Origin of the sequence: Streptomyces sp. AHA2 (assembly GCF_036857595.1) — a bacterium.
Taxonomy (GTDB): Bacteria; Actinomycetota; Actinomycetes; order Streptomycetales; family Streptomycetaceae; genus Streptomyces.
The window spans coordinates 34,477-59,401 of sequence record NZ_JAUQWJ010000005.1; the positions used below are offsets into that span (position 1 = coordinate 34,477).

Genomic DNA, 24,925 nt, shown 5'->3' on the forward strand with positions numbered 1-24,925 from the left:
TCTCCTTCGCGGTCGGGTGGCAACTGGGGGGGCGTGGTCGGGGTCGGGCCTCAGGCGTCGAAGTCGACGGTGACCTCGGGGGTGGTGGGGCGGGCCCGGCAGACGAGTGTGTAGCCGGCGGCGAGGTCGCGGTCGTCCAGGGCGTGCTGGGCGTCGGCCGTGACCTGCCCGGACAGGACTTTGGCCCGGCAACTGCCGCACACGCCTTCGCGGCATGCGTAGGGGACGTCGGGGTGGGCGCGCAGCAGCGCGTCGAGGAGGGAGGCGTCCCCGGCCCGCACGGTCGCGGCGCGGCGGCGCCCGTCGAGCAGGACGCTGACCCGGGTCTCCCCCGGCGCGGGCACCGGTCCGGGCGCCCGTGTCGGAGACGCTGTGCGCGGCACGTGGGCTGCCGCCCGAACCGTGAAGAGTTCCCAGCGTACGAGCGCGGGGTCGGCACCCCAGTCCGCCAGGGCCCGCCGCGAGGTGTCGAGCAGACCGGGCGGGCCGCACAGGGCGAACGCCGTGTCCGGGCCGGGCCGGGCGTCCACGGCCGCCAGCAGCCGGCGCAGACCGGCCGCGTCCAGCCGTCGCGCGAGCGGCCCGTCCCCGCTCCCCCGGTCCTCCCGGGTCAGTACGTGCAGGACGGTGAGGCGGTCCACGAACTCGTCCTTCAGCCGGGCCAGTTCGTCGGCCAGGACGGCGTCGGCGGAGGTGGGGACGGAGTGGATCAGGCTGACGCGGCAGGTCGGGTCCCGGCGCAGGGCGTGGGCGGCCATCGGCGCCAGCGGGGTGATGCCGGACCCGCCCGCGAGAAGCACGTGGTGGGCGCCGGGCGGCAGCTCCGGCAGGGCGAAGGAGCCGGTGGGCGGGGAGAGTTCGAGCCGGTCGCCCGTTTCCAGACGGCTGATGGCGTACGCGCCGAAGCCGTCGGGGGCGCCACGTTTGATCACCAGCCGCAGCGCCTCGGGATCGTGGGGTGGCGGGCAGAGCGAGTAGCTGCGGCGCACTTCACCGCCGAAGCGGCGGTGCCGGACGACGACGTGCTGGCCGGGGCGGTGGGCGAAGACGCCGCGCAGGGTGGCGGGCACCTCGAGGGTGACGGCCACCGTGTCGGCCGTCGGGCGGCGGAGGTCGGTGACGCGCAGCGAGTGGAAGCCGGTGCGGCCGGACGGGGCGGGCGCCGCGGGCAGAGCAGCGGCGGGCGGCGTCGCGCCCGCCCCAGCGGTGGGGCTGGACGACGTTGCGGACGCCCCGACGGCATGAGTGGACGGCGTCGCGGACGCCCCCGCGGCATGAGTGGACGGCGTCGCGGACGCCCCCGCGGCATGGGTGGACGGCGTCGCGGACGCCCCCGCGCCATGAGTGGACGGCGTCGCGGACGCCCCCGCGGCATGGGTGGACGGCGTCGCGGACGCCCCCGCGGCATGGGTGGACGGCGTCGCGGACGCCCCGGCAGCATGAGTGGACGGCGTCGCGGACGCCCCGGCGGCATGGGTGGACGGCGTCGCGGACGCCCCGGCGGTGGTGGGTGGGTTGGCGGCCGGTTTCCCGGTGGTGGGCGAGCTCACGGCCGTTTCCTCGGTGGCGGTGGGCGGGCCGGCGGCGGTGTTCACGGTGGGCCTCACAGCGCGGTCAGGTGGGGGAAGGGTTCTCGGCACGCCGTGCACCACAGCACCGACTGGCACCGCGACGGCCCGAAGGTGCTGTGCGGGCGGGTGGCCCGGGACCCGCAGTGGGGGCAGGGCACGACGCCCAGCTCGACGGGGACCGGGCCGTGCGGGGCCGGGGACACGGGCGGGGCGATGCCGTGCGCGGCGAGCCTGCGCCGGCCCTCGGAGGTGATGCGGTCCGTGGTCCAGGGAGGCGACAGCACCTGCCGTACGCGGCCCTCGGGGTGGCCGCAGGCGGACAGGACGTCCTGTACGGCGGCGGTGATCTCGGGCAGGGCCGGGCAGCCGAGGTAGGTGGGCATGATCTCCACCTCCAGCACCCCGTCCGCGGCCGCTCCGACCGAGCCCACGACACCGAGGTCGCCGAGGCCGATCACCGGCAGTTCGGGGTCGGGAAGCGCCTCCACCCGTTCGCGCACCTCCCGGACGGAGCACCGGGACGGGGACGGCATCGGCGCACTCACCAGGAACCTCCGGGGAACTGCCGGTGCACCGACTGGAGTTCGGCGATCAGCGGGCCGAACTCCTCCGTGTGCAAGCCGGACCTTCCCCCTCTCGCCGACCAGGAGGCCCTGGGCACGGTGAGTCCCGCTCCGCCGACGACCTCGGAGACGCTCCGCTGCCAGGCCGGACGCAGGAGCGCCGGGGAGGGAACCGTGCCGGACGCGGACAGGCGGCGCGCCGTGTCGTCCTCGTCGAACAGCTCAGCGGTGTAGGGCCACACCCGTTCCAAGCCCGCCTGCATGCGGCGGGCGCTCTCCTCGGTGCCGCCGGCCAGCGTCCGGGTCCAGCGGTCGGCGTGCAGCCGGTGGAAGGCGACCTCCTTGGCGGCACGAGCGCCGAAAGCGGCGAGTTCGGCGTCGGGGCAGTTCGCCAGCGCCTCGTAGTACGGCACCGCGTAGTGCGTGTAGGCCAGTTGGCGGGCCACGGTCGTCGCGAAGTCCCCGTTGGGGAGTTCGGTCAGCAGGACGTTGGTGAACTCGCGCTCCGAGCGGGTGAAGGCGAAGTCGTCCTCGGTGCGGCCGGTGCCGTCGAGCCGGCCGGCGCGGGTGAGCAGGACACGGGCGTGCCCGATGAGGTCGAGGGCGATGTTGGACAGGGCCAGGTCCTCGTCCACGGTCGGCGCGCGGGTGATCCACTCGCACAGGCGCTGACCCAGGACGAGGGCGTCGTCGCCCAGCCGCTGGAGGTGCACGGCCAGGTCGGCGGCGGTTCCGGTCGCGACGGGTGCAGCGGCGCCGGCCGGTGTGCCGCCCGGGTCGGCGGCCGCGGGACCTGCCAGGTCGTCACGCGTGGTGGTCACCTCGGGGGCCTTTCTCGTTCAGCGGCGCGAAGTGCTCGGGATGGCGGTAGGGCTTGTCGGTGCCCGCGAAGTAGGGATCGCGTTCGTCCGGGGAGGCCGTGTGCACGGCGTCGGAGCGGACCACCCACAGCGACGACGGCTCCCCGCGGCGCGTGAACAGGTCGCGGGCCGTGGCCAGCGCGGCGTCCGGGCCGGCGGCGCGCACCGATCCCACGTGCTGGTGAGCCAGGCCCCGGCGGGCCCGCAGGAACACCTCCCAGGACGCCGGCACCCCCTCCCGTGCCCCGCCGCTCATCCGGCCTCCTCCCCCATGACGTCCACGACGCCCGCGGCATCCGTGACCGGCGTGGCCTCGCCGGCGTCGGTGGCCCCTGTCATCCCCGTGGCGTCCGTGCGGGCGGCGTACGCGGCGGCGGCCTCCCGTACCCAGGCTCCGTCCTCGTGTGCGGCCCGGCGGTGCGCGAGGCGCTGCCGCGCCCAGTGCGTGCCGTCGCCCAGGGCTTCGCGGTAGGTCTCCCAGTCGACGGGCGTGAAGTCGTAGTGGCCCCGGTCCTCGTTCCAGCGGATCGCCGGGTCGGGCAGCGTCAGACCGAGGCGTTCGGCCTGCGGGACGCACGTGTCGACGAAGCGCTGGCGGAGCTCGTCGTTGGTGTGCCGCTTGATCCCCCAGGCGATCGCCCGGCGCGACACCGCTGCGCCCAGCGCGGCGGTCCGCGCGTCGGCCCCGCCCGCCTCCGTGTCGGGCGGCCCGAACATCAGCGCCACGGCGGGCAGCCACCAGCGGTTCACCGCGTCCTGCGCCATCTCCTTCTGCTGCGGCGTCCCCTCGCACAGGGCGCGCATCAGGTCGTACCCCTGCCGGACGTGGAAGGCCTCCTCCTGGCAGACACGGCGCATGGCGCGGGCGTACGGTCCGTAGGAAGTGCGGCACAGGGGTGCCTGGTTGATGACGGCGGCGCCGTCCGTCAGCCAGGCGATGGCCCCGGTGTCCGCCCACGTCAGGGCCGGATGGTTGAACGTGGCGGAAGCGCGCTGCTGTCCGCGGTGCAGGGCGTCCAGGAGATCGGCGCGGTCCACGCCCAGGGTCTCGGCCGCGGAGTAGAGGTACAGGCCGTGGCCGGCCTCGTCCTGCACCTTGGCGATGAGGACCGACTTGCGGTGCAGGGAGGGGGCCCGGGTGAGCCACGCGCCCTCCGGCTGCATTCCGATGATCTCGGAGTGGGCGTGCTGGGCGATCTGGCGGATCAGCATGCGGCGGTAGGCGTCGGGCATCCAGTCCCGCGGTTCGATCGTCTCGCCGTCGGCGATGAGGGCGTCGAAGTGCGCGAGCAGTGCGTCCTGTTCGGCGGTGGCGGGGTCGGGTGCGGCGGCGACGGGTCCGGCCGTCGTGGCGGGTCCGGTCACGAGGCACTCCCGGCGTGACCGGTGCCGGCCGTGGGGCCGGTGCCCGCCCGGCGGCCGGTGCCGGCCGTGCGACGGGCGTCCGCCGTGCGTGGCGTGCGACGGCGTCCCGGTGCCGGGACCTGTACCGGCTGCCTGGGCACTCGCATCACTCCTTCGGTCGGGGGCCGTTCGCCCGGCCGGGGCCGGCCGGGCGGGGCGGGTGCTTCGTTGCGGTAAGAGGCCGGGCACCGCCCCGGCTATCCCCACCCCGCCGGGATCGGCCGCGTGACAAAGCTCACGGAACGGCACGGGGAGTGGGACCGGCCGTGCCGCCCTCTTGCAGAGGTGACAGACGAGTCCCGTACGGCGGCCGGCACGCCGAGGAAAGGGGAAACCATGAGCACCATCAGGGAGTTGCTGGTCGAACTCACCGGCACGGCCGAGTACGCCGACCAGGTCGGCGACGACGTCGACCTGGCCGCCAGCGGCATCGACTCCGGGGACCTGGTGCGCCTGGTCCTCCTGGTCGAGCAGCGGCTCGGGGTCGAGATCACGGCGGAGGACATGGAGAAGCTGCACACCATCGGTGACTACGAGCGCTTCGTGGCCGAGCACTCGGTCGCCGGGGCGAGCGGCGGTGCGTGATGTGGCTGACGCAGCTGCTGGAGCGCAACCGCCAGTGCCGGCCCCGGCGCACCGCGCTGGTCGACGAGGAACGCAGCGTCACCTGGGCCGAGTTGCACGACCGCACCATCGAACTGGCACGGGGTCTCGCCGAGTCGGGCATCCGCCCGGGTGACCGGGTGGCCGTGCTCTCCAAGGACCGCGTCGAGGTGCTGGAGAGCTACTTCGCGCTGGCCCGGCTGGGCGCGCTGTTCGTGCCGCTGAACCACAGCCTGGCCGAGCCCGAGGTGGCCGGCATCGTCGAACGCGTCGGCGCGGTGGCCGTCATCGGCGAGTCGGAACTGCTCGACCGGCACTGCGGGCTTCCGGAGTCGGTGCGGCTGCGGCTGGCCCTCGACAAGCCCGCCTTCGCCGAACTGGGCAGCCTGGCGGGCGAGCGGGATCTGCCCGACGTGGCCGACACCGACCCCGTCGCCGTGCTGCACACCTCCGCCACCACCGGGCAGGCCAAGGGCGTCACCGTCGACAGCGCGTCGTTCCGGGCGATCGCGCTCGGCTGGCTGGTGATGGCCCGCCCCACCGACGACATCGTCATGGTCAACTGCTGTCCGCTGTACCACGGCAGCATGGTCGTGTCCCTCACGTACATGGCGGCCGGCGCGACGATCGTGCTCATGCCGGGGTTCACTCCGCAGCGGGCCCTCGCCGCGGTGGAACGGCACCGTGCCACGCACATGTGGTTGGTGCCGCAGATGCTGCGGTTCATGCTGCAGGCCAAGGCGTCCCGGCACACCGACCTGTCCTCTCTGCGGGAGGTCCTGTACGGCGCCGCCCCCATGCCCCTCGACGTCTACGCCGAGGCGGTGGAGCGGCTGGGCTGCGGGTTCCGGCAGGTGTACGGCATGACCGAGGTGGGCGGCCCGTTCGTCACGCTCGGACCCGACGAGCACCCCGCGCCCGGGGACGTCACCGCCCGCATCCCCTGCGGCCGGGTCGTGCCGGGCATGTCCGCGCGGGCCGTGGACGGGGGCGGCCGGGAGCTGCCGCCCGGTGACATCGGGGAGATCGTGGTGCGCGGGCCGGGCGTCATGCAGGGCTACTGGAACGACCCGGCGGCCACCCGTGAGATCACCCTCGACGGCTGGATCCGGACGGGCGACCTGGGGTTCCTGGACGACGAGGGCCGGATCAGCCTGGTGGACCGCACGAAGGACGTGATCATCCGGGCGGGCCAGAACGTCTACCCCTCGGAGATCGAACGCGCCCTGATGACCCACCCGGCGGTCCGGGACGCGGCGGTCGTCGGGATGCCCGACGAGGACTACGGCGAGGTGCCGCTGGCGTACGTCGTCGCGGAACCGGGCGTGGAGCCGGACGCCGCGGCGTTGCTGGCGCACGTGGCCGAGTTGCTCGCGCCGTACAAGCGGCCGCGGCGGGTGGAGTTCATCGAGCAGGTGCCGCGCAATCCCGCGGGGAAGATCATCAAGAAGGTGCTGCGGGCGTGAGGGTGCGCGGCGCCGTCCGGGGCGCGCGGCGATGACCGGCCGCCCCTCCGGGACCGGGCCGGCCACGGCGGTGACGCCGTGGCCGGCCCGAGGCGATCGGTGGGCCGGAGACGCGGCGCACGGCGCCGGGAGCGCGCCGGCCGGGCCGTGCGCGCCGTACGCGGCGTCCGGAGCGCCCGCGCCTCCCGCGGCGCCCGCACGGCTTGTGGTGTCCGCGCCGTCTTCGCGGTCCGCTCCGCCTTCGTTCCCCGGCGCCCCGGACCGCCCCGGGCCGTCCGGCCCGCCCGGCCTGTCGACGCTCACCGCGCTGCCGGTCGCCGCCGGCCTCGGGCTGGGTGCCGCCGCCGTGTGGGAGGCGTGTCTGGAGCCGGCGGGGCCCGCGGAGGCGGCCGCGGCGGCGTCGATGCCGGACCGGCGGCGGCTGGAGTTCCTGGCGGGCCGGTGGGCCGCCCGGCGGGCTCTGGGCGCGGTGGGAGTGGACTGCGGCGAGATCCCCCGTGCGGGGCGGCTGCCGGTGTTCCCGCCGGGCCTGGCCGCGTCGATCTCGCACAGTGCCGGGATGGCGGTCGCCGTGGCCCGGGGCCCGGGTGGGGACGTCCCTCTCGGCTGCGACCTCGAGCTGCGGCCCCTCCCCCGCGGTGCGGCCCGGCTGGTGCTGCGCGAGGACGAGGAGGGGCTGCTGGCCGGCGGCTGCGGGCCGGTGGGCGCGGCCTGGTCGGTGACCGAGCTGTTCTCCGCGAAGGAGGCCGCGTGGAAGGCGCTGAGTGCGCGTGACGACGCCCATGAGGCGGGGACGGCACCGCGAAACCTGAGGGACCTGCGGGCCGAACCGATGGAGGGCGATCTGCGCGTCGCCCTGCGGACGGCGCCCGCCCGAGCCGTGCGGGTGCGGGTGACGCGCCTGGAAGCGGGCGTGTTCAGCCAGGTCACCGGGTGGGCCGGGCCGCGGGCCTGACCCCGCGCCGCCCGGCCCACCCGTGAACGCCGTGCGCCGGGGGTGGGCAGCGGGTTCAGCGGCTCGACGCCGCGGCGTCCGGCCGCTCCGGGTGTGCTGCGCCGGGAGCGGCCCGCCGGCCGCGCGGGCCGGCACCGCGCGCGTCCTGCCGCCCCCGGTGCGGTACGCCGGGGGCGGCCGGGACGGTCGAACCGGTCAGTGTTCCGACGTCCCGCCGTCCCGGTAGGAGCGTCGCACCGTGTCGGCGGCCTTGTCGGTCCGGGCGTCGTACTTGTCGCCCGTCCGCTCGTCGACCATGCGCTCGGCGCTGCCGACGCCCTTGTCGGCCTGGTCGGGGTGACCCTTGGCCATCTGCTTGGCCTTGTTCATCATGTCGCCCAGCTTGCCCATGGGAGTACCTCCGGGGAGTGCGCGTACGTCGTACTCGGCGCAGGTACCCCGTCCGATGTGGACGAATCACCGCAGCAGGCTCATACCGGTCCGTCGTTCACCCGCGGTCGCCCACCCGCGCGGCCATGTTGCCCGCAGGGTGCCGGTTGTCGTGGATCAGCTGGTGGGCCAGGCCGATCTCGTCGAAATCGAAGGTCCTGGACAGGCAGGGGTCGATGATCCCCTGGTCGATCAGCCGGGTCACCTCGCGTGCCTCGCGTGCCGTGGCGACGTGCGAGCCCTGCAGGCGCTTCTGCCGCATCCACAGGAAGCGCAGGTCGACGTCGCCGTTGTAGCCGGTGGTGCCGCCGCACAGGACGACCATGCCGCCGTTGTCGCAGAGGTACAGGGACGTGGGGATGGTGTCGGCGCCGGAGTGCTCCAGCACGATGCGCGGACTGCGGCGCTCGCCCAGCACCTCCCAGAAGGCCCGCCCGAAAGCCCGGGCCCCCGACAGCCAGCGGCCCATCGCCGCCTCGTCGGAGGTGTCCGGCAGCCGCCCCCAGTGGTCGAACCGCCGCCGGTCGATGAAGCCCTCGGCGCCCAGCTTGAGGCAGAACTCGCCGCGCTCCTCGCTGGAGACGACCGCCACGGGGATGCCGCCGACGTGCCGGACCAGCTGGATGGCGATGCAGCCGAGGCCGCCGGCGCCGCCCCAGATCAGCACGGGGTCACCCGGGCGCACGGTGTGCGGCGGCCAGCCGAAGAGCTGGCGGTAGGCGGTGGCCGCGGTCGCCATGTAGCAGGCGGCCTCCGCCCAGGACAGCCGGGCGGGCTTGGGGTGGCACATGTAGTCGTCGACGACGGCGAACTGGGCGAAGGAGCCGTGATTCTCCTCGTAACCCCACACGCGCTGGCTCGTCGACCAGGTCGGGTCACCGCCGAGGCGGACGTCCTCGGCCCTCTCGTCCCAGCGGTTGGCGAGGACGACGACCTCGTCGCCGAGCCGCACCCCGCGCACGTCCTCGCCGACCGCCCACACGATCCCCGACAGATCGGAGCCGCCGATGTGGAAGTCCTCGGTGGCGCCCGCCTTCTGCCGGGCGGCGATCACGTCGAGCGGCGAACCCAGCGCCGCCCAGACGTTGTTGTAGTTGATGCCGGCCGCCATCACCTTCACCAGGACCTGTCCCCGGCCGACGGGTGGGACGTCGACCACCTCGGTCCTGAAGGCGTCGGCGGGCTGTCCGTAGCGCTCGCGGCGGATGAGCGAGGCGTACATCTTCTCGGGGGCCGTGCCGATCTCGGGCGCGTCACCGAGTTCGTAGAGGTCCTGGGTCGCACTCACGCGGGTTCTCCTCGACGAGGGTTCACGGGGAAGGGGATGCGGCGGCCCGGTCCCCGAGGCCGCCCAGGGCCTTGGCGACCGCTTCGCCGATGCGGGCGATCGGTTCGGGTTCGGTCATCTCGTAGTGGCCGCACGGCACGCGATGGTCGTGCAGGGTGCCGTCGACGTACGGCCGCCAGCTGTCGGCCTTGCCGGGCAGCACCGCCAGGTCCGCCGGGAAGTCGGTGTGCTGCTCCTCGGCGGCGCTGAAGAACAGCACGTCACCGCGGTAGACGCCGGGCGCGAACTCGGGGGCGATGCGCAGGTTGTTGCGCATCACGGTGGCCACGGCGGCGGCCTCGGCGCGGGTGACGGGGACGCTCGACGGGTCGGCCGCGACCCGGGCGTCGATGCGGTCCAGGACTTCCGCCACGGGCGCCCCGTCGACGGGGAGGCCGGCCACCCGGGACAGCAGGGCAGCCACCTGGCGTTCGGACCCGTCGGGGTCGTGGGGGGCGCCGTGCGGCTGGGGCGCGTCGAGCATGGCGAGGAGCTCGACGCGCTCGCCGTCGCGCTGGAGCGCGCAGGCCATGGCGTGTGCGACGAAGCCCCCGTAGGACCAGCCCAGCAACCGGTACGGGCCGCGGGGCTGCACCTGGCGCACCAGGTCGAGGTAGTGGGCGACCATGGCGGTGGCGTCCGGGGCGGGCGGGGCCGTGCCGTCGAGACCGGCCGCCTGGATGCCGTAGACGGGCTGATCGCCGCCGAGATGCGGCAGCAGGCCCGTGTAGCGCCAGGACACGCCCGCGCCGGGGTGGACGCAGAACAGGGGCGTGGCGGTGCCCTCGGGGCGCAGCGGCAGCAGCGGGCCGAGGGCCGAGGGGGCGGACTCCAGGGTCGCCGTGCCCTGTTCGTCGGTGGCGGCGAGGACCCCGGCCACGGTGGGCGCGGCCAGCAGGGTGGCCGCCGGGACGTCGAGCACGCCGGACTGGCGCAGCCGGCCCGCCAGCAGCACGGCGCGCATCGAATCGCCGCCGAGGTCGAAGAAGTTGTCGTGCAGGCCGATGCCGCCGATGCCGAGGGTCTCCTCCCACAGGCGGGTCACCTCCCGTTCGCGGTCGGTGCGCGGTGGGACGTGCTCCGTGGTGAGCCGGGGCCGGGGCGCGAGGCCGGTGGCGGACTCGGCCGGGCCGTCGTCAGCGGTGCCGGGCCCGGTGCGCGCGCCCGGGGCGTCGATCCAGTGACGCCGGCGTTCGAAGGCGTACGGGGGCAGCGGCACCCGCCGCGGCGTGCCCGGCACCGGGGGCAGGGCGCTGTCCACTCCCGCGCTCCACAGCCGCCCCAGTGCCTCGGCGAGGACGAACCCGTCGGACGCCTCGGCCTTGGCGTGACGCATGGTGGTCACCGTCACCAGTGCCTGGCCGGTGAGCCGGCCGGTGGCCAGCTTGGTCAGGGTGTCGCCCGGGCCGATCTCCACGAGGACGGGGTGCAGCCGGTCCCACAGGGCGCTGATGCCGTCGGCGAACCGCACGGTGCGGCGGGTGTGGTCGAGCCAGTGCCGTACGGAGGTGGCCTGGGCGCCGGTGACCCAGGTGCCGGTGACGTTGGTGACGTAGGGGATGCGCGGCGGGCGCAGGGTGACCTGGCGCAGGTGGGTCTCGTAGGCGGGGAGCACCGGGTCCAGGACGTGGGAGTGGGCCGCGACGGGGATGCGCAGCCGGCGGAACGGCACACCGCGGCGGGTCAGTTCGGCTTCGAAGCGGGTGACCGCGTCGAGGTGTCCGGCGACGGTGCAGGCGCCGGGCCCGTTGACGGCGGCCAGGGACAGGTCGTCGCCGAGCAGCGGCGCGATCTCCTCGGCCGGTGCGGCGACGCCGAGCGTGGCACCGCCGGCGGAGGCGATGAGCCGGATGCGTTCGGTGACCAGGGGGAGCATGTCCGCGAGGTCGATGACGCCGGCCAGGCAGGCGGCCGTGTACTCGCCGAGCGAGTGGCCGATCAGCGCGTCGGGGCGCACGCCCGACTCGATGAGGGTGCGGGCCAGGGCGTACTCGGTGACCACCAGGGCGAGGAAGGCGGAGGTGTCGTCGGGGTGCCGTTCCTCGAGCAGGGCGGTGCGCAGGTCGGCGCCGAGGACGGGTCGCAGGATGCGGGCGCACTCGTCGACGGTGTCGCGGTAGACGGTGTGGTCGCGGTACAGCTCCGCTCCCATGCCGGGGTACTGGGTGCCGCCGCCGGGCAGCAGGAACGCCACGCGGGGCGGTTCGCCGGTGAGCGGCGGGGTGGTGGGCGCCGCGGAGCGCAGCGCGTCCAGGGCCTCCGCGCGGGAGGCGGCCGTGACGGTGAGCCGGTGGGGCAGTGCGGGCCGGTCGGTGCGCAGGGAGTGGGCGAGGTCGTCCAGCCGCAGCCGCGGGTGGCGTTCGAGGTGCCGTGCGAGTGCCTCGGCCTGGCCGCGCAGGGCGCCGGCGGTCCGGGCGGACAGCGGCAGCACCAGGCGGCGGCCGTCCTCGGGCGGGCGCGGTGCGTGGGCAGGGGTGGGCGGGGCCTCCTCCAGGATGACGTGGGCGTTGGTGCCGCCGATGCCGAAGGCGCTGACGGCCGCGCGGCGGGGGTGGTCGCCGGCGGGCCAGTCCTCCAGGGCGGTGGGCACGCGGAAGGGGCTCGCGTCGAAGTCGATGAGCGGGTTGGGCCGGTCGAAGTGCAGGCTCGGCGGGATCTGCCGGTGTTCCAGGGCGAGGACGGCCTTGATGAGCCCGGCGATGCCGGCGGCGGCTCCGAGGTGGCCGATGTTGGTCTTGACCGAGCCGAGCGCGCAGAACCCGGTGCGTGCCGTGCTCTGCCGGAACGCCTCGGTCAGGGCGGACACCTCGATGGGGTCGCCGAGCCGGGTGGCGGTGCCGTGCGCCTCGACCATGCCGATCGTGTCGGCGTCGAGCTCCGCCTGGGCCTGCGCGGCGAGGATGACCTCGGTCTGCCCCGCGGCGCTGGGCGCGCTGAAGCCGACCTTGCGGCGGCCGTCGTTGTTGACGGCGCTGCCGCGGATGACGGCGCGGATGCGGTCGCCGTCGGCGAGGGCGTCCTCCAGCCGTTTGAGCACGACGGCGCCGACGCCGTCGCCCGAGGACGTTCCGGCGGCGTCCGCGGCGAAGGCACGGCAGTGGCCGTCGGGTGAGAACGGCCCGTCGGGCACGTGACGGTAGCCCAGGACGGCCGAGGGGTTGAGGGAGACGGCGGCGGCGAGCGCGGTGTCGCAGCGGTGGTCGAGCAGGTCCTGGCAGGCGGTGTGCACGGCGACCAGCGCGGTGGAGCAGGCCGTCTGCAGGGACACGCTGGGCCCGGTGAGGCCGAGTTCGTAGGAGACGCGGGTGGCGAGGGTGCCCAGGGAGTTGGCGGTGGCGGCGTGGACGAGCGCCACCGACCCGGGCTGCCCGGCGAAGCGCGGGTGGACGTGGGCCGGGTAGTAGCGGCTGTCGCCGGCTCCCGCGTACACGCCGAACGCCTCGCCCGTACGGTCTTCACCGAGGCAGCCGGCGTCCTCCAGGGCGTGGTAGGCCACCTCCAGCAGCAGCCGCTGCTGCGGGTCGACGACGGCGGCCTCGGCGGGGCTGTAGCCGAAGAAGCCGGAGTCGAAGCGGTCGATGCCCTCGACGACGGAGACCTTCCGGATCAGTGCCGGGTCGTCCAGGTCGCGCGGGTCGCCGCCCGCGGCGAGGAACTCCTCGTCGGTGACGGGCCGTACGGCTTCGCGGCCGGCCGCGAGGTTCTCCCAGAAGGCGTCGAGGTCGTCGGCGCCGGGGAAGCGGCCCGCCATGCCGATGACGGCGACGGCGGGGAGGTCCTCGTCCTGGGGTGCGCTGGTGTCGTGCACGGCGTGTGCCTCGTCCTTTCCCGGATCGGTGGTGTGCGGGCCTGGATGTGCCCGGTCAGGCACGGCCGTGGTCCTCGCCGTGCCGGGCGGAGCGGCGTGCGCGTGCGGCACGCTGCCGCCGGGCCTGTGCCTTGGCGCGGTCCAGACCGGACGCCTGCGGCGGGGGCGACGGTTCGGCGGTCGCCGCGGGGCCCGCGCCGCCGGCCGCCAGATGGCGGGCGAGGTCCCGCACGGTGGGGTGCGCGAACAGGTCGACCACCGCCAGCTCGGTGCCGAAGGCGCGGTTGACCGCGCTCTGCGCGGTGACGAGCAGCAGGGAGTTGCCGCCCAGGTCGAAGAAGTTGTCGTCCCGGCCCACCCGGTCCCGGCCCAGGACGCCGCACCAGACCTCGGCGAGGCGGCGCTCCAGCTCGCGCGGTTCCTCGCCCGCCTCCGCTCGGTCCGGTCCCGCCGCGGTGCCCGCGGAACGCAGCACCCAGGCGTCGGACACTCCGGCCGCACGGGCACCTTCCTCCGCCACCCGGTACAGGGCACCCAGGTCCGTGCCGTCCTCCAGGCCGACGCGCCCGGCCAGCCGCCGTGTCCCGCGCACGGGTGTCACGACGTGGCTGCCGACCCACGGGGCGGTGCGGTCGGCGCCGATCAGCAGGTGGGGCTCGTCCAGCGCACGGGCCAGGTCGAACGAGCGCAGCGCGGCGGCGGTGTCGAGCAGCCGGTAGCCGCGGGCCTCGGTGAGCGCGGTGAGGCCGTAACCGCGGCTCATGCCGCGCTCGCGCCACATGCTCCAGGCCAGGGACTGCGCGGGCAGGCCGAGGCCGCGGCGGTGGTGGGCGAGGGCGTCCAGGTAGGCGTTGGCGGCGGCGTAGGCGGCGTTCATGGCGCCGCCGAAGAAGCCGTTCACCGAGGAGAACGTGGTGAAGGAAACCACCGGGTGGTCCTCGGTGAGCCGGTGCAGCGCCCAGGCCCCGCGTACCTTCGCCTCCAGCGCCCGGCGCCAGGTGGCCGTGTCGAGCTCCGCGACGGGACGCTCCACGAGGGTGCCGGCCAGGTGCAGCACCGACCTCAGGGGCACGCCCCACGCCTCGGTGGCGGCCTCGACCGCGTCGCGCACCTGCTGTTCGTCGGTGACGTCGGCCGGGGTGTAGCGGACCTCGCCCAGCTCGCGCAGGCGCGTCAGGATCCGGCCCTGCGGCCGTGGTGTGCGGCCGACGACGAGGAGCCGGGTGCCGGGGGCGCGCAGCAGGTGCGCGGCGAGCTCGGCGCCGACGCCGCCCAGGCCGCCGGTGAGCAGGGTGAATCCGTCGGGCGCGGGCTGCCCGGCGCGGGACGGGGTGTCGGGCAGGGGCGCGAGGCGGCGCACGTACCGCTGCCCGTCCCGGTACGCCACGTCGGTGTCGCCGGCCACGACCGCGGCCTCGGCGAGGAGGTGGGTCAGCCAGTCCGTGCCGCCGTCCGGTGCGAGGTCGAGGTGTGTGGCGCGCAGGCGGCCGGACTCCTCGCTCAGCGACTTCAGCAGCGCACCGCTCATGGCGTGGGCGGGGTGGGCGGGTTCGCCGGGGTGCACGGCGTGGGCGCCCGCCGTCACGTACATCAGGTCGACGGGCCGCGCCGGTTCGGGGCGCGCGGTCAGGGCCCGGGCGAGGGCGAGCAGTTCCTCCGCGCCGGTCGTGTCGTGGGGCTCCACGGTTCCGGTGGCGCGCAGTGCGCCGAGGTGCAGCACGGCGTCGACGGGCCGCTGGTCGTGGTCCAGCCGGTCCAGCAGCGCGACGTAGTCGCTCTGCTCGCCGGGCCGGACGCGGTAGTGGGCGGCGCCGAGGCGCGCGTACGCCGTGCCCGATTCGGCCAGGGTGCACCGGCCGCCGCTGTCGCGGAAGGCGTGGGCGAGCCGCTGGACCAGCGCGTCCTCCTCCTGGGCCAGGACGAGGACGTGCCGTCCGGGCTCCGCCGGGCGGGCACCGGGGCGTTCCACCCGCTGCCACACGGGCCGCAGGAACCAGTCGGGAACGGTGGCCGCGGTGCCCAGCAGCAGTTGGGTGCGGCGGACCTCGGCGTCGAAGTCGCCCGCTTCGAACCGCTTGCGCAGCCTCGTGCGCTGGATCTTGCCGATCTCCGTCTTGGGGACGGTCTCGCGCGCCACGGGGATCAGGAAGGCCGGGCTGACGCCGATCTCCCGTGTGACCTTCCCGGCGATCTCGCGCAGGGCCCCGGCGGTCACCTCGGGTACGAGGTGGAAGAACAGGGCCAGTTCGTCGGTGGGCGACGAGGGGTCGGAGCGCACCGCGACGGCCGCGGTGAAGCTCCGCTCCACGTACGGCAGTTCCTCGACGCAGGCCTCGATCTCGTGGCTGTAGTGGTTGACGCCGTTGACGATGATGACGTCCTTGGCGCGCCCGGTGATGTACAGCTCCCCGGCACGCAGGTACGCCAGGTCGCCCGTGTCGAACCAGCCGTCCTCGGTGAACGCCTCGGCGTTGGCGGCCGGGTTGTCGTGGTAGCCGCCGGTGACGGAGGTGCCCCGGACCTGGAACCGGCCCGCCTCGCCCTCGGTGAGGACCGTGCCCTGCTCGTCGACGACCCGCATGGCGAACCCGGGGTAGGGCCGGCCGCAGCTGACGAACATCCCTTCGTCCGTGTCGGGCCGGGCGGGCAGGACGGCGTCGGTGACCACGGAGCAGGTCTCGGACATGCCCCAGCCGGGGTGCATCACGTCCTGGGGCAGGCCGAACGGCTGCAGCGCGTGCAGGAACCGGCGGGCGGCCGAGGCCACGACGACCTCGCCGGCGTTCATCACCAGCCGCATGGGCGACAGGTCCCAGGTGCGGCCGGCGAAGCGGTCGGCCTGCTCGGCGAGGAGCCCGAAGGCGAAGTTGGGTGCCCAGGTGACGGTGACCCGGTGCCGGTCGGCGAGGTCCATCCAGCGCAGCGGGTCCTGCAGGATCCAGGGGGTGGGGGCGTGGATCTGGCGGCAGCCGAGGTAGACGTCGCGCAGGTGGAACATCACCACGCCGGTGACGTGGTCGAGCGGGATCCAGTTCAGGGACACGTCGTCCGCGCCGAGCCCGTTCATCTGCTCGGTGGCGGCGGAGCGGGTGAGCACGTTGCGGTGGGTCAGGCGCACCGCCTTGGGCAGTCCGGTGCTGCCGGACGTCATGAGCATCAGCATGAGGTCGTCCGGAGCGGCCGCGTGCCAGTCGTGGTCCTCGGGCGCCTCGCGCAGGGCGTCGGCCGTGGTGAGCCGCAGTCCGGGCCAGTCCTGCCGGGCCGCGACCTCGCGCAGCCCGGCCTCGCGGGCGGTGGAGCACACGATCCGGGGCCGGCCGAGCATCCGCCAGATGCCCTCCAGTTTCGTGAGTGCGGCGGACGGGGTGTCGTAGGAGGTGGGCACGGTCAGCGGGACGGCGACGAAGCCGCCGAGGACACAGCCCCACAGCACGGCGAGGAAGTCCTCGGTCACGTCGCACTGGAGGATCACCTGGTCGCCCGGGCGCAACCCGGCCCGGCGAAGCCCGGCGAGCACGCGCGAGGCCTCGGGAACGAGGGAGGCGTAGCTGCGCCGGTGTTCGGTGCCGTCGGGGTGGACGTGGACGATGTCGCCGCGGCCCCGTTCGGCGGCACGGCGCAGGGCCTGTGCCCAGTCCGGGACCGAGGGTTCGGTCAGGGCGGGGCCCTCGCTGACGGCCGGGACGGTGGACAAGGATGCTGTGCGGGGCGCGGCGGAGGCGGACTCCGTGGCGCGCTCGGGCAGTCCGGCGTGGCGCAGGCCGAGTTCCTCGGGGACGGTCTCCACCGACACCTCGGCGGCCGTGACGCCGGGGATCCGGGCCAGCCGCTCGCGCCAGTCGCCGGCGGCGGTGCGGTCGACGGCGGGCAGGGCGCGCAGGGCGGCGGTGTCCACGGTGCCGTCCTGCGCACGGGGCAGCAGGTTGACCGCCGTGACGCGGACGGTGCCGTGGCCCGCACGGTCCAGTGCGGTGTCCAGCTGCGCGGCGGCGTCCGGCCGCCCGGGCACCACGTAGAGGTGCGGTGGGGTGCCGTCCGCGCCGTCCAGGGCGTGGGCCTCGCGGATGCCGGGCACGGTGAGGGCGGTCCGTTCCAGTTCCGCGTGGCAGGGCGCCCCGGCGGGGGCACGCTCGGGCAGCGCGGGCAGGTCCCCGACGCGGACGCCGGGGTCGGTGCCGACCTGGCGCAGGGTGTCGCGCAGGGCCTGGGCGAACGCCTCGGCGGTGCCGGCGTCGTAGAGGCCGGTGGCGTACTCGACGTGCAGCGTCAGCCCGTCGGGCACGCCGTCGGGGGTACGGCGTTCCCGTACGTCCACGAAGAGGTCGAACTTGGCGGTGCCGGTGGCGGTGGGCCTCAACTCGACGCGGTTCCCGTCCAGTTCGAGGACGGCCGGTGCGTTGTTCTGCAGGGCCAGCATCACCTGGAACAGCGGGTGCCGCCCGGGTGTGCGGGCCGGGTTGAGTTCCTCCACCAGCCGGTCGAAGGGCAGGTCCTGGTGGTCCAGGGCGGCCAGGTCGGCGGTGCGCAGCCGGGCGAGGAGGTCCCGGAAGGCGGGATCGCCCGAGGTGTCGGCGCGCAGCACCAGCGTGTTGGTGATCAGGCCGATCAGGGGGTCGAGGGCGGGTTCGGTGCGGGCCGCGACCGGTGTGCCGAGGACGATGTCCTCGCCGGCTCCGCAGCGGGTGAGCAGGGCGCTGACGGCGGCGTGCAGCACCATGAACAGGCTGGCGCCCTCGCGGTCGGCGAGGCGCAGCAGGGCGCGGTGCAGGGTGGCGTCGACGGTCGCCTCGACGTGTGCGCCGTCGCCGCGCGGCGTGCCGGGACGCGGACGGTCACCGGGCAGGGTGCACTCCTCGGGCAGGCCGTCCAGCGCGGTGCGCCAGTGGGTCGTGAGCCGCTCCAGCCGCCCCGGGCCGTCCGGGGCGGGGGCCAGCAGGGCGCGCTGCCACAGGGCGTAGTCGGCGTACTGCACCGGCAGCGGCGTCCACGCGGGCGCCCGGCCGGCCCGGCGGGCCGCGTAGGCGGTGCTCAGGTCGTCGGCGAAGGGACCGAGCGACCAGCCGTCGGCCGCGCTGTGGTGCAGGACGAACAGCAGCACGCGCTCGCCGCCGGTACCCAGCAGCCAGGCGGCCAGCGGGCTTTCGGCGGTGAGGTCGAACCGGTGCCGCAGCGCGGCGCCGACGTGGGCGGCGGTCTCCGAGGCGGGGCAGTCGACGCGCCGCAGTTCGGGACGCAGTTCCCCGGGCGGCAGGATGCGCTGGTACGCCGTCCCGTCGTGCTCGGCGATCACCGTCCGCAGGCTCTCGTGCCGGTCGGCCAGGTCGCCGAGGGCCGACCGGAGTGCCTCGGTGTCGAGGCCGGAGCCGACCGGGACGAGGAGCGGGATGTTGTAGGTGGCCGCTCCGTCGTCGAAGCGGTGCAGGAACCACATCCGTTCCTGGGCGAAGGACAACGGCACCCGCCGCGGGCGGGCGGCGTCGCCGAGGACCGGGCGGGGCGGGGTGTCGTCCGCCGCGGTGAGCCGCTGGGCGAGGGCGGCCGGGGTCGGTGTCTCGAACAGGGCGGTGATGGGGATCTCGGCGCCCGTGGCCTGCCGGAGCCGGGCCAGCAGCCGGGTGGCGAGCAGGGAGTCGCCGCCCAGGTCGAAGAAGTTGACGTCGGTGCCGACCGCGCCGCGGGGCAGCTGCAGGACGTCCTCGAACTGCTCGCACACCAGGGCTTCGCGCGGCGTGCGGGGACGGGTCCCGGAGGCGGCGGCGGTGAAGTCGGGGGCGGGCAGGGCTTCGACGTCGAGCTTGCCGTTCGCGGTGAGCGGCAGCGTGTCCACCGGGACGCAGACGGCCGGCACCATGTGCTCGGGCAGGTGGGCTGCGGCGTGTGCCCGCAGGGCCGCGGGACCGACGGCCGCGTCACCCGCGGGGACGGTGTAGGCGACGAGGTGCAGGGCGCCGTTGCCGGCCCGGCGGGGCACGACGGCGGCGCGTGCGACGTCGGGGTGGGCGGCGAGGACCGCCTCGATCTCGCCGGGCTCGACGCGGAAGCCGCGCAGCTGCACCTGGGCGTCGGCGCGGCCGAGGTAGTCCAGCGTGCCGTCCGGGCGGCGGCGGGCCAGGTCGCCCGTACGGTACATGCGGGTGCCGGGCGGGCCGTAGGGGTCGTCGAGGAACCGTTCGGCGGTCAGTTCCGGCCGGTCGAGGTATCCGGCGGCGACGCCGGCGCCGGAGACGTACACCTCGCCGGTGGCGCCGGGCGGCACCGGGCGCCCCCGCCCGTCCAGCAGGTGCACGCGCAGGTCGGCGAGGGGGGTGCCGATGACGCTGCCCCGGCGTGGGTCGTCCAGATCGGCCCGGGTGAGGCGGTGGTGGGTGACGTGCACGGTGGTCTCGGTGATGCCGTACATGTTCACCAGCGCCGGGCGCTCCAGGCCGTGCCGTCGCACCCAGGGGCGCAGCCGCGCCGGGCGCAGCGCCTCGCCGCCGAAGACGACGTAGCGCAACGTCCCGGCGCCGCCGCCTCGTTCGGCATCCGCGTCGGCGAGCTGCTCGAACGCGGACGGCGTCTGGCTGAGGACCGTCACACCCTCGCGGTGCAGCAGGTCCAGGAAGTCGCGTGGCGAGCGGCTGACGGCGTACGGCACGACGACGACCCGGCCGCCGTGCAACAGGGCGCCCCAGATCTCCCAGACGGAGAAGTCGAAGGCGTAGGAGTGGAACAGCGTCCACACGTCGTCGTCGCGGAAGTCGAAGTGCTCGGCCGCGGCGGCGAAGAGGCGGACGGCGGCCGCGTGCGGGACGGGCACGCCCTTGGGCCGGCCGGTGGAACCGGAGGTGTGGATGATGTAGGCGATGTCGGACGGGCTCACCGGGCCGTGCCGTTCGGCGTCGGTCAGGTCGGCGCCGGAGCGGCGGGCGAGGTCGGCCGTGACGTCGGGGTCGTCCAGGAGGACGGCCGGCACGGTGCCGGGGGCGAGGTGCGCGTGGGCGTGCTCGGTGACGAGGACGACGGGGGCCGCGTCCTCGACGACGAGCCGCAGCCGCCCGGCCGGGTGGCCGGGGTCGAGGGGCAGGTAGGCGGCACCCGTCTTGAGGACGGCCAGCAGGGCGGGCAGCAGCCGCACACCGCGTTCCAGGGCCAGTGCCACGACCCGGCCGGGGCCCGCGCCGTGCTCGGTGAGCAGCCGGGCGAGCCGGTTGGCCTCGGCGTTGAGCGCGGCGTACGTGAGCCTTTCCCGCCCGCAGCTGACGGCGGTGCGCTCCGGCCCGGCCGCCGCCCGCTCCTCGAACAACTCCGTGAGGGTCCGCTCGACGCGATACGTGTGGACGGGCGTGTCCCGGGGGTGTTCCCCCGGCAGCAGCAGGTCCAGGTCGTCCAGCGGTGCCGTCGGGCCGGCCTCGGCGAAGTGGCGCAGCAGTGCGAGGAACCGGTCGCGGTGCAGGGCGAGTTCGTCCTCCTCGTACAGCGCCGGGTTGGCGTCGAAGGCCAGCCAGAGTCCACCGGGGCGGCTCCCGGGGCGTACCGAGATCTGCAGGTCGTCGACGGCCCCGCCGGACAAGTGGTGCCAGGTGGTGGGGTGTCCGCCGAAGACCGGGGACTCGTCGAACGGGACGATGTTGAGCACCGGCCCGTACAGCCGGCGTCCGGTGCCGAGCAGTCCCAGGTCCCGGCGGAGGAACTCGCCGCGGTAGCGCTGGTGGCGGCGCAGGGCCTTCAGCTCCTCGGCGACGGCCCGCACCAGGTCCTGCAGGGACGTTCCGGGGCGGGCGGTCACGCGCAGCGGCAGGACGTCGGAGGCGGTGCCGGGGGTGCGCAGGGCGGCGCTGCCGAGGCGGCTCATGGTGGCCATGCCCAGCACCAGGTCCTCGGCGCCGGTCATGCGGTGCAGATAGGCGGCCGTGACGGCGGTCAGCAGGTCGGTGCGCTGCACGCCGAGGCGGGCGGCCGCTGCGTCGAGGGTGCCGGTCTCGGCGGGTGTGAGCTCGGCGGTGCGGCGCAGGAAGGGCGCGGTGGGAGCAGCCGTCCGCGAGGTGAGCCGGGCGGGCTCCGGCAGGGCGGACAGGCGCCGCGCCCAGTGGCCGCGGTCGCGGGCGTACCCCTCGGAGGCGCGGTAGGCCGCCTCCTCCGTCTGCAGCCGGCTCACCGGCGCGAAGCCGCAGGGCTCCGGTTCACGCCCCTCGGCCAGGGCGTTGTAGGTGTCCGCCAGCCGCCGCCCGAGCAGCTTGTAGCTGTAACCGTCGAGCAGGATGTGGTGGGCCCGCAGCAGCCACAGGAAGCGGTCGGGGGCCAGGGTCAGCAGGGTGTGTGCGAACAGCGGGCCCTTCTCCAGGTCCACGGGTGCCGCGAGGTCGGTACGCACGTGTGCCCAGGCGGCCGCCTCGGGATCCTCCGTGCCGCTGACGTCGATCCGGTGCAGGACCCAGTCGTCCGCGTCCGCGGCGAGGTGGCAGCGGGGGCCGTCGTCGGTCTCGGCGAAGCGCAGGGCGAAGGTGTCGGCCTCGCCCACCGTGCGCCGCAGCGCGGTCTCGAACAGACCGGTGTCGAGGGGGCCGTGGATCTCCACCGCCTCCGCGGTGTTGTACGCGGCGCTGTCCGGTGCGAGGCGCCCGGCGTACCAGAGGCCCTCCTGGGCTCCGGACAGCGGTCGACGTGCGTCCTCCTGGAGTGACATAGCACAACCCTCACGTGGCTAGCCGTAATGTCCCGGACGGCGAAGGCCCGGCCGGATCGGAAACGGGTGCGGCCACCGCTCCGCACGGTCCTCGCGCGGGTGTACGCGCCGGACCGTGCGGCCGACAGGGCGGGCGGGGGGTCGCACGCCGGGGGCAGGGGAGGCACCTCACCCGGCCCCGGTTTCACGGCACATCACGGTGCGGCACCCGAACCCGCCGGGTCAAGCGCCAACGGGCCGTGACGGCGCCGATTAGGGGTTTCCCTGGAATGCGGGGTGCCGGGGAGTGCGCCACGCCGGTCAACTTCTAGGGAAATCACGCGACTTCCTCCGCCACGGCCCTCTCCGCTGGATCAGGACGTGTTGCGCCGTGCACTCTCGGAACGCTCCCCCTGCGCCCCGCGGAAAGCCGCGGCGGCCGCCCGATCCGGGGCCGTGGAACCCCGCAATGGACGACGGAAAGAAGGCTGACGGCATGCACCGTGCGCTGTGTCCGGTCGAGACGCTCTACGTGGGTCAGAGAAGCAGAGCCGTGCTGTCCTGCACCCTGCGCGGACGCGTGGACGTCGCGGCGCTGTCGGCCGCGTTCGACGCCATGACGGAGACGAACCCGCCGCTGCGCTCCCGCATCGAGCAGGACGGCACCGGCCACCTGCTGCGCCTGCTCGACGAGGACGAACGGCCCCGGCTGACCACCCGGACCGGCGACGAGACGGAGGCCTACGCGGCGGAACTGAATCGGCCTCTCCCGGTCGGGGGACCGCTGAGCCGTGCCGTCCTGGTCAGCTCACCGGACGCCGAGAGCCATCTGTTCGTCCTGGTGGTGGACCACACCGTCACCGACGGGCACAGCAGCATCGCGCTGCACAACGCGCTGTGGGACCGCTACCGGACACTGGTCGAGGGGGAACCCACCACCGACCGAGCCGGCTCCGCGGCGCCGAGCTGGCCCGAACCCGTCAGCCGGCTGGTGCCGGGCGCCGACGCCGCCGACACGGCGAAGTACCTCGACAGCCGTCTGCAGGAGGTGCGGCGGCACCCGGTCGAGCTGGTGCCGTACGACGTCACGGCCGGTGACCACGCCGACGGCGAGGGGCACATCGAAGTCCGCCGGCTGACCCTGGACGCCGATCACACCGCGCGGTTGCGGCGGACGGCGCGCGACGCGGGCGTCTCGGTCCACGCCCTGATCGCCGCGACGCTGCTGGGCACGGCCCGGCGGCGGCTGGAGGGAGACGGCTCGCGCACCCTCGGCTGCCTCTCCCCCGTCGACCTGCGTTCCCGGCTCTCCCCGCCGCTGCCCGCCTCCGCCCTGGTGCCCGCGGTCACCACGCACCTGCAGACCCTCGACGTGTCCGATTCGGCCGAGCCACTGGTCCTGGCGCGTACCGTGCACGGCCGCCTGAACGACTTCCTCTCCCGCGGCGACCACTTCCACGAGATGCGCCTCACGCCGGAGATCCCCCGCAATCCCGCGCTCCAACTGGCCACCGTGATCGTCACCAACATGGGTGTCGTCCCGGGTCCCCGGCTGCCGGAGGGACTGCTGGCGTCCGACGTGCGTCTGGTGCCGGCCCGCGAGCACTACTTCCCGCAGGCGGGACGCAGCCCCGTCATGGCGTGCGTCGTGTCCTTCGAAGGCCGGCTCTCGGTGGAGTTCCCGCATTCCACGGCCTGTTACAGCCCGGCCTTCATGAGCGCCTTCCGCGACGAGGTCCGCGCCGGTCTCCTCCGCCTCGCGAGCGCGGCGCGACCCGACCGCGCCGTCACGGGCTGATCAGGCCCGCTCCCCGCTCCCCCGCCTCCGCCGAGGAACCCGTGACCGACATGACCACCGTCAGCGAACTCCCCTCCCCCCTGACACTGCTGCCCCGCGCGCAAGCGGGTGACGAGCACGCCATGAACCACCTGCTGACCGGCATCACGCCCTACGTCGCGCGTATCTGCCGGTCCATCACCCACGACGACGGCGCCGACGCCACACAGGAGGCGCTGCTCGCCATCTACCGCGGTCTGGGCACCCTGCGCGAACCGGCGGCGTTCTACGGCTGGGTGCGCTCGGTGACGGTCCGCGAGGCCGTCCGCACCGCCAAGCGCTACGGCGAGGAACGCTCGTGTTCCGACGTGGACTCCCAGCAGGAGACCAATCCGCTGGACGCGGTGCACATCAGCGACGTGCTGGAGCGCCTGTCCCGGGCGCACCGGCAGGTCCTCACCCTGCGTGCCTACGGGCTCAACGAGGAGGAGATGGCCGAGGTGCTCGCCCTGCCCGTGGGCACCGTCCGCTCCCGCCTCTTTCGCGCCCGGCGCCGCTTCCAGGAGGCGTGGCAGCCCTCGGCGGCCTGAGACCGGCGCCCGCTGCTCGACGTGGACGCGGCCGTGGCGGTGTGTCACCGCCACGGCCGCTCCGGGACTGGCACTCCGGATCGCTGCGGCACACGTGTCCCGCCCCGCCCCGGGGGTCCCGCGCTAGCGCACGCGTTCGGGGAGGACACGGGGGGGCCACTGCCCCGTGGCGAACATGCCGAGTGCGTGTGCCCGCGCCACCAGGGCGGGACGGTTGGGCGCGTCGAAGCGCCGCAGCATCTGCCCGACGCGGTACTCGATTCCCTGACGGCTCAGATAGAGACGGGAGGCCAGCTGCACCGTGGACTCACCGCTCGCCACGCCCTCCAGGACCTGCGCGTCGAGGGCGCTGAGCACCGGCCCGGCCGACAGCGCGTCCTCGGCCCTGCGCAGGAGAACGACGACGCCGACGACCTCACCGGCAGGTTCCCGCACGGCGACGGCGGTGATCTCCGCCGTGAACTCCCGGCCGCTGCCGTTCCGGCCGGTGACCCTTTCCGTGACCCGCCGCAGGTGCCCCGAGGAAAGGGCCGTGAATTGTTCCCGCAGCCGCGCGGGACGGGGTGAACGAAGAAGGTCGAGAATGCTGTACCCGCATATCTCGTCGGCGGTCAGCCCGAATTGGCCGGCGAATTCGGGTTCGGCGGCCGTCACGACCGGAACTCCGGGGGACACATGGGCCGTGCAGGCTCCGGCCGGGGCGCCGGGGCCCGGCGAGCCGTCGCCGGTCGGGCCACGGCGGGCGGGGGCGGCCGCGGCGGCTGTCTTGTTCCTGTGGGGCGAGGCGTCGGGGAAACTCGTGGTCGCCACGGACGTACCGTCCTTCTTCCTGCATGCGGGCGGGGAAGGGTGAGCGGACGCGGAACGGACCGGTGCGCTGTGCATGGGTGTCGACGAGCGACCGGTGACGGCAGGCACCACCTCACTG

Annotated in this window: 15 protein-coding genes; 5 read left to right on the forward strand and 10 right to left on the reverse strand. The window is 74.9% G+C overall.

Annotated elements, in window-relative coordinates:
• Positions 1-50: 50 nt before the first annotated feature.
• From Q5694_RS12870 to paaA, 5 genes are all read right to left on the reverse strand, one after another.
• Entirely contained in the window at positions 51-1,088 is a 1,038-nt protein-coding gene (locus Q5694_RS12870) for a 2Fe-2S iron-sulfur cluster-binding protein (protein ID WP_333932966.1), read from the reverse strand.
• A gap of 515 nt (positions 1,089-1,603) precedes the next feature.
• Positions 1,604-2,104, reverse strand: a complete 501-nt coding sequence (gene paaD, locus Q5694_RS12875; RefSeq protein ID WP_333932967.1) for a 1,2-phenylacetyl-CoA epoxidase subunit PaaD — start codon at positions 2,102-2,104, stop codon at positions 1,604-1,606.
• An 8-nt stretch (positions 2,105-2,112) separates the two neighbouring features.
• On the reverse strand, positions 2,113-2,934 hold the full coding sequence (gene paaC, locus Q5694_RS12880) for a 1,2-phenylacetyl-CoA epoxidase subunit PaaC (protein WP_443040873.1): 822 nt from the start codon (positions 2,932-2,934) through the stop codon (positions 2,113-2,115).
• A gap of 4 nt (positions 2,935-2,938) precedes the next feature.
• On the reverse strand, positions 2,939-3,250 hold the full coding sequence (locus Q5694_RS12885) for a 1,2-phenylacetyl-CoA epoxidase subunit B (protein WP_333932969.1): 312 nt from the start codon (positions 3,248-3,250) through the stop codon (positions 2,939-2,941).
• Complete coding sequence (gene paaA, locus Q5694_RS12890) at positions 3,247-4,359, reverse strand: 1,2-phenylacetyl-CoA epoxidase subunit PaaA (protein WP_443040865.1); 1,113 nt, start codon at positions 4,357-4,359, stop codon at positions 3,247-3,249. Before paaA ends, Q5694_RS12885 begins: the two co-directional genes overlap by 4 nt.
• 375 nt (positions 4,360-4,734) lie before the next feature.
• Between paaA and Q5694_RS12895 the strand changes: the two genes are divergently transcribed.
• The 3 genes from Q5694_RS12895 (at position 4,735) to Q5694_RS12905 (ending at position 7,422) form a co-directional block, all read left to right on the forward strand.
• On the forward strand, positions 4,735-4,983 hold the full coding sequence (locus tag Q5694_RS12895; protein ID WP_333932970.1) for an acyl carrier protein: 249 nt from the start codon (positions 4,735-4,737) through the stop codon (positions 4,981-4,983).
• Positions 4,983-6,467, forward strand: a complete 1,485-nt coding sequence (locus Q5694_RS12900; RefSeq protein WP_333932971.1) for a class I adenylate-forming enzyme family protein — start codon at positions 4,983-4,985, stop codon at positions 6,465-6,467. Before Q5694_RS12895 ends, Q5694_RS12900 begins: the two co-directional genes overlap by 1 nt.
• Positions 6,468-6,675: 208 nt before the next feature.
• The gene (locus Q5694_RS12905) at positions 6,676-7,422 is read left to right on the forward strand and encodes a 4'-phosphopantetheinyl transferase family protein (protein WP_333932972.1); all 747 of its coding nucleotides are present in this window, start codon (positions 6,676-6,678) and stop codon (positions 7,420-7,422) included.
• A gap of 195 nt (positions 7,423-7,617) precedes the next feature.
• On the opposite strand, the gene Q5694_RS12910 is transcribed toward Q5694_RS12905, so the two are convergent.
• From Q5694_RS12910 to Q5694_RS12925, 4 genes are all read right to left on the reverse strand, one after another.
• Positions 7,618-7,812, reverse strand: a complete 195-nt coding sequence (locus tag Q5694_RS12910; RefSeq protein WP_333932973.1) for an antitoxin — start codon at positions 7,810-7,812, stop codon at positions 7,618-7,620.
• A gap of 97 nt (positions 7,813-7,909) precedes the next feature.
• A complete protein-coding gene (ccrA, locus tag Q5694_RS12915; protein WP_333932974.1) occupies positions 7,910-9,139 on the reverse strand; it encodes a crotonyl-CoA carboxylase/reductase in 1,230 nt (409 codons plus the stop codon).
• A 22-nt stretch (positions 9,140-9,161) separates the two neighbouring features.
• On the reverse strand, positions 9,162-12,986 hold the full coding sequence (locus Q5694_RS12920; protein ID WP_333932975.1) for a type I polyketide synthase: 3,825 nt from the start codon (positions 12,984-12,986) through the stop codon (positions 9,162-9,164).
• 55 nt (positions 12,987-13,041) lie between these two features.
• On the reverse strand, positions 13,042-21,651 hold the full coding sequence (locus Q5694_RS12925; RefSeq protein WP_333932977.1) for an amino acid adenylation domain-containing protein: 8,610 nt from the start codon (positions 21,649-21,651) through the stop codon (positions 13,042-13,044).
• A gap of 448 nt (positions 21,652-22,099) precedes the next feature.
• Here Q5694_RS12925 and Q5694_RS12930 point away from each other — a divergent pair, with 448 nt between their 5' ends.
• On the forward strand, positions 22,100-23,428 hold the full coding sequence (locus tag Q5694_RS12930; protein WP_443040866.1) for a phthiocerol/phthiodiolone dimycocerosyl transferase family protein: 1,329 nt from the start codon (positions 22,100-22,102) through the stop codon (positions 23,426-23,428).
• Between the two features lie 50 nt (positions 23,429-23,478).
• On the forward strand, positions 23,479-23,997 hold the full coding sequence (locus tag Q5694_RS12935) for an RNA polymerase sigma factor (protein ID WP_333932978.1): 519 nt from the start codon (positions 23,479-23,481) through the stop codon (positions 23,995-23,997).
• Positions 23,998-24,120: 123 nt separating this feature from the next.
• Here Q5694_RS12935 and Q5694_RS12940 read toward each other — a convergent pair whose 3' ends face one another.
• Positions 24,121-24,807 carry a PAS domain-containing protein gene (locus Q5694_RS12940; protein ID WP_333932980.1) on the reverse strand — a complete coding sequence of 229 codons (687 nt, stop codon included), beginning with the start codon at positions 24,805-24,807 and terminating at the stop codon, positions 24,121-24,123.
• Between the last annotated feature and the right edge of the window lie 118 nt (positions 24,808-24,925).

Bases quoted from the DNA above. Each gene is read 5' to 3' on its own strand.
- paaD (WP_333932967.1), bottom strand. From the start codon at position 2,104: ATGCCGTCCCCGTCCCGGTGCTCCGTCCGGGAGGTGCGCGAACGGGTG.
- Q5694_RS12885 (WP_333932969.1), bottom strand. From the start codon at position 3,250: ATGAGCGGCGGGGCACGGGAGGGGGTGCCGGCGTCCTGGGAGGTGTTC.
- Q5694_RS12895 (WP_333932970.1), top strand. From the start codon at position 4,735: ATGAGCACCATCAGGGAGTTGCTGGTCGAACTCACCGGCACGGCCGAG.
- Q5694_RS12900 (WP_333932971.1), top strand. From the start codon at position 4,983: ATGTGGCTGACGCAGCTGCTGGAGCGCAACCGCCAGTGCCGGCCCCGG.
- Q5694_RS12910 (WP_333932973.1), bottom strand. From the start codon at position 7,812: ATGGGCAAGCTGGGCGACATGATGAACAAGGCCAAGCAGATGGCCAAG.
- Q5694_RS12925 (WP_333932977.1), bottom strand. From the start codon at position 21,651: ATGTCACTCCAGGAGGACGCACGTCGACCGCTGTCCGGAGCCCAGGAG.
- Q5694_RS12930 (WP_443040866.1), top strand. From the start codon at position 22,100: ATGGACGACGGAAAGAAGGCTGACGGCATGCACCGTGCGCTGTGTCCG.
- Q5694_RS12935 (WP_333932978.1), top strand. From the start codon at position 23,479: ATGACCACCGTCAGCGAACTCCCCTCCCCCCTGACACTGCTGCCCCGC.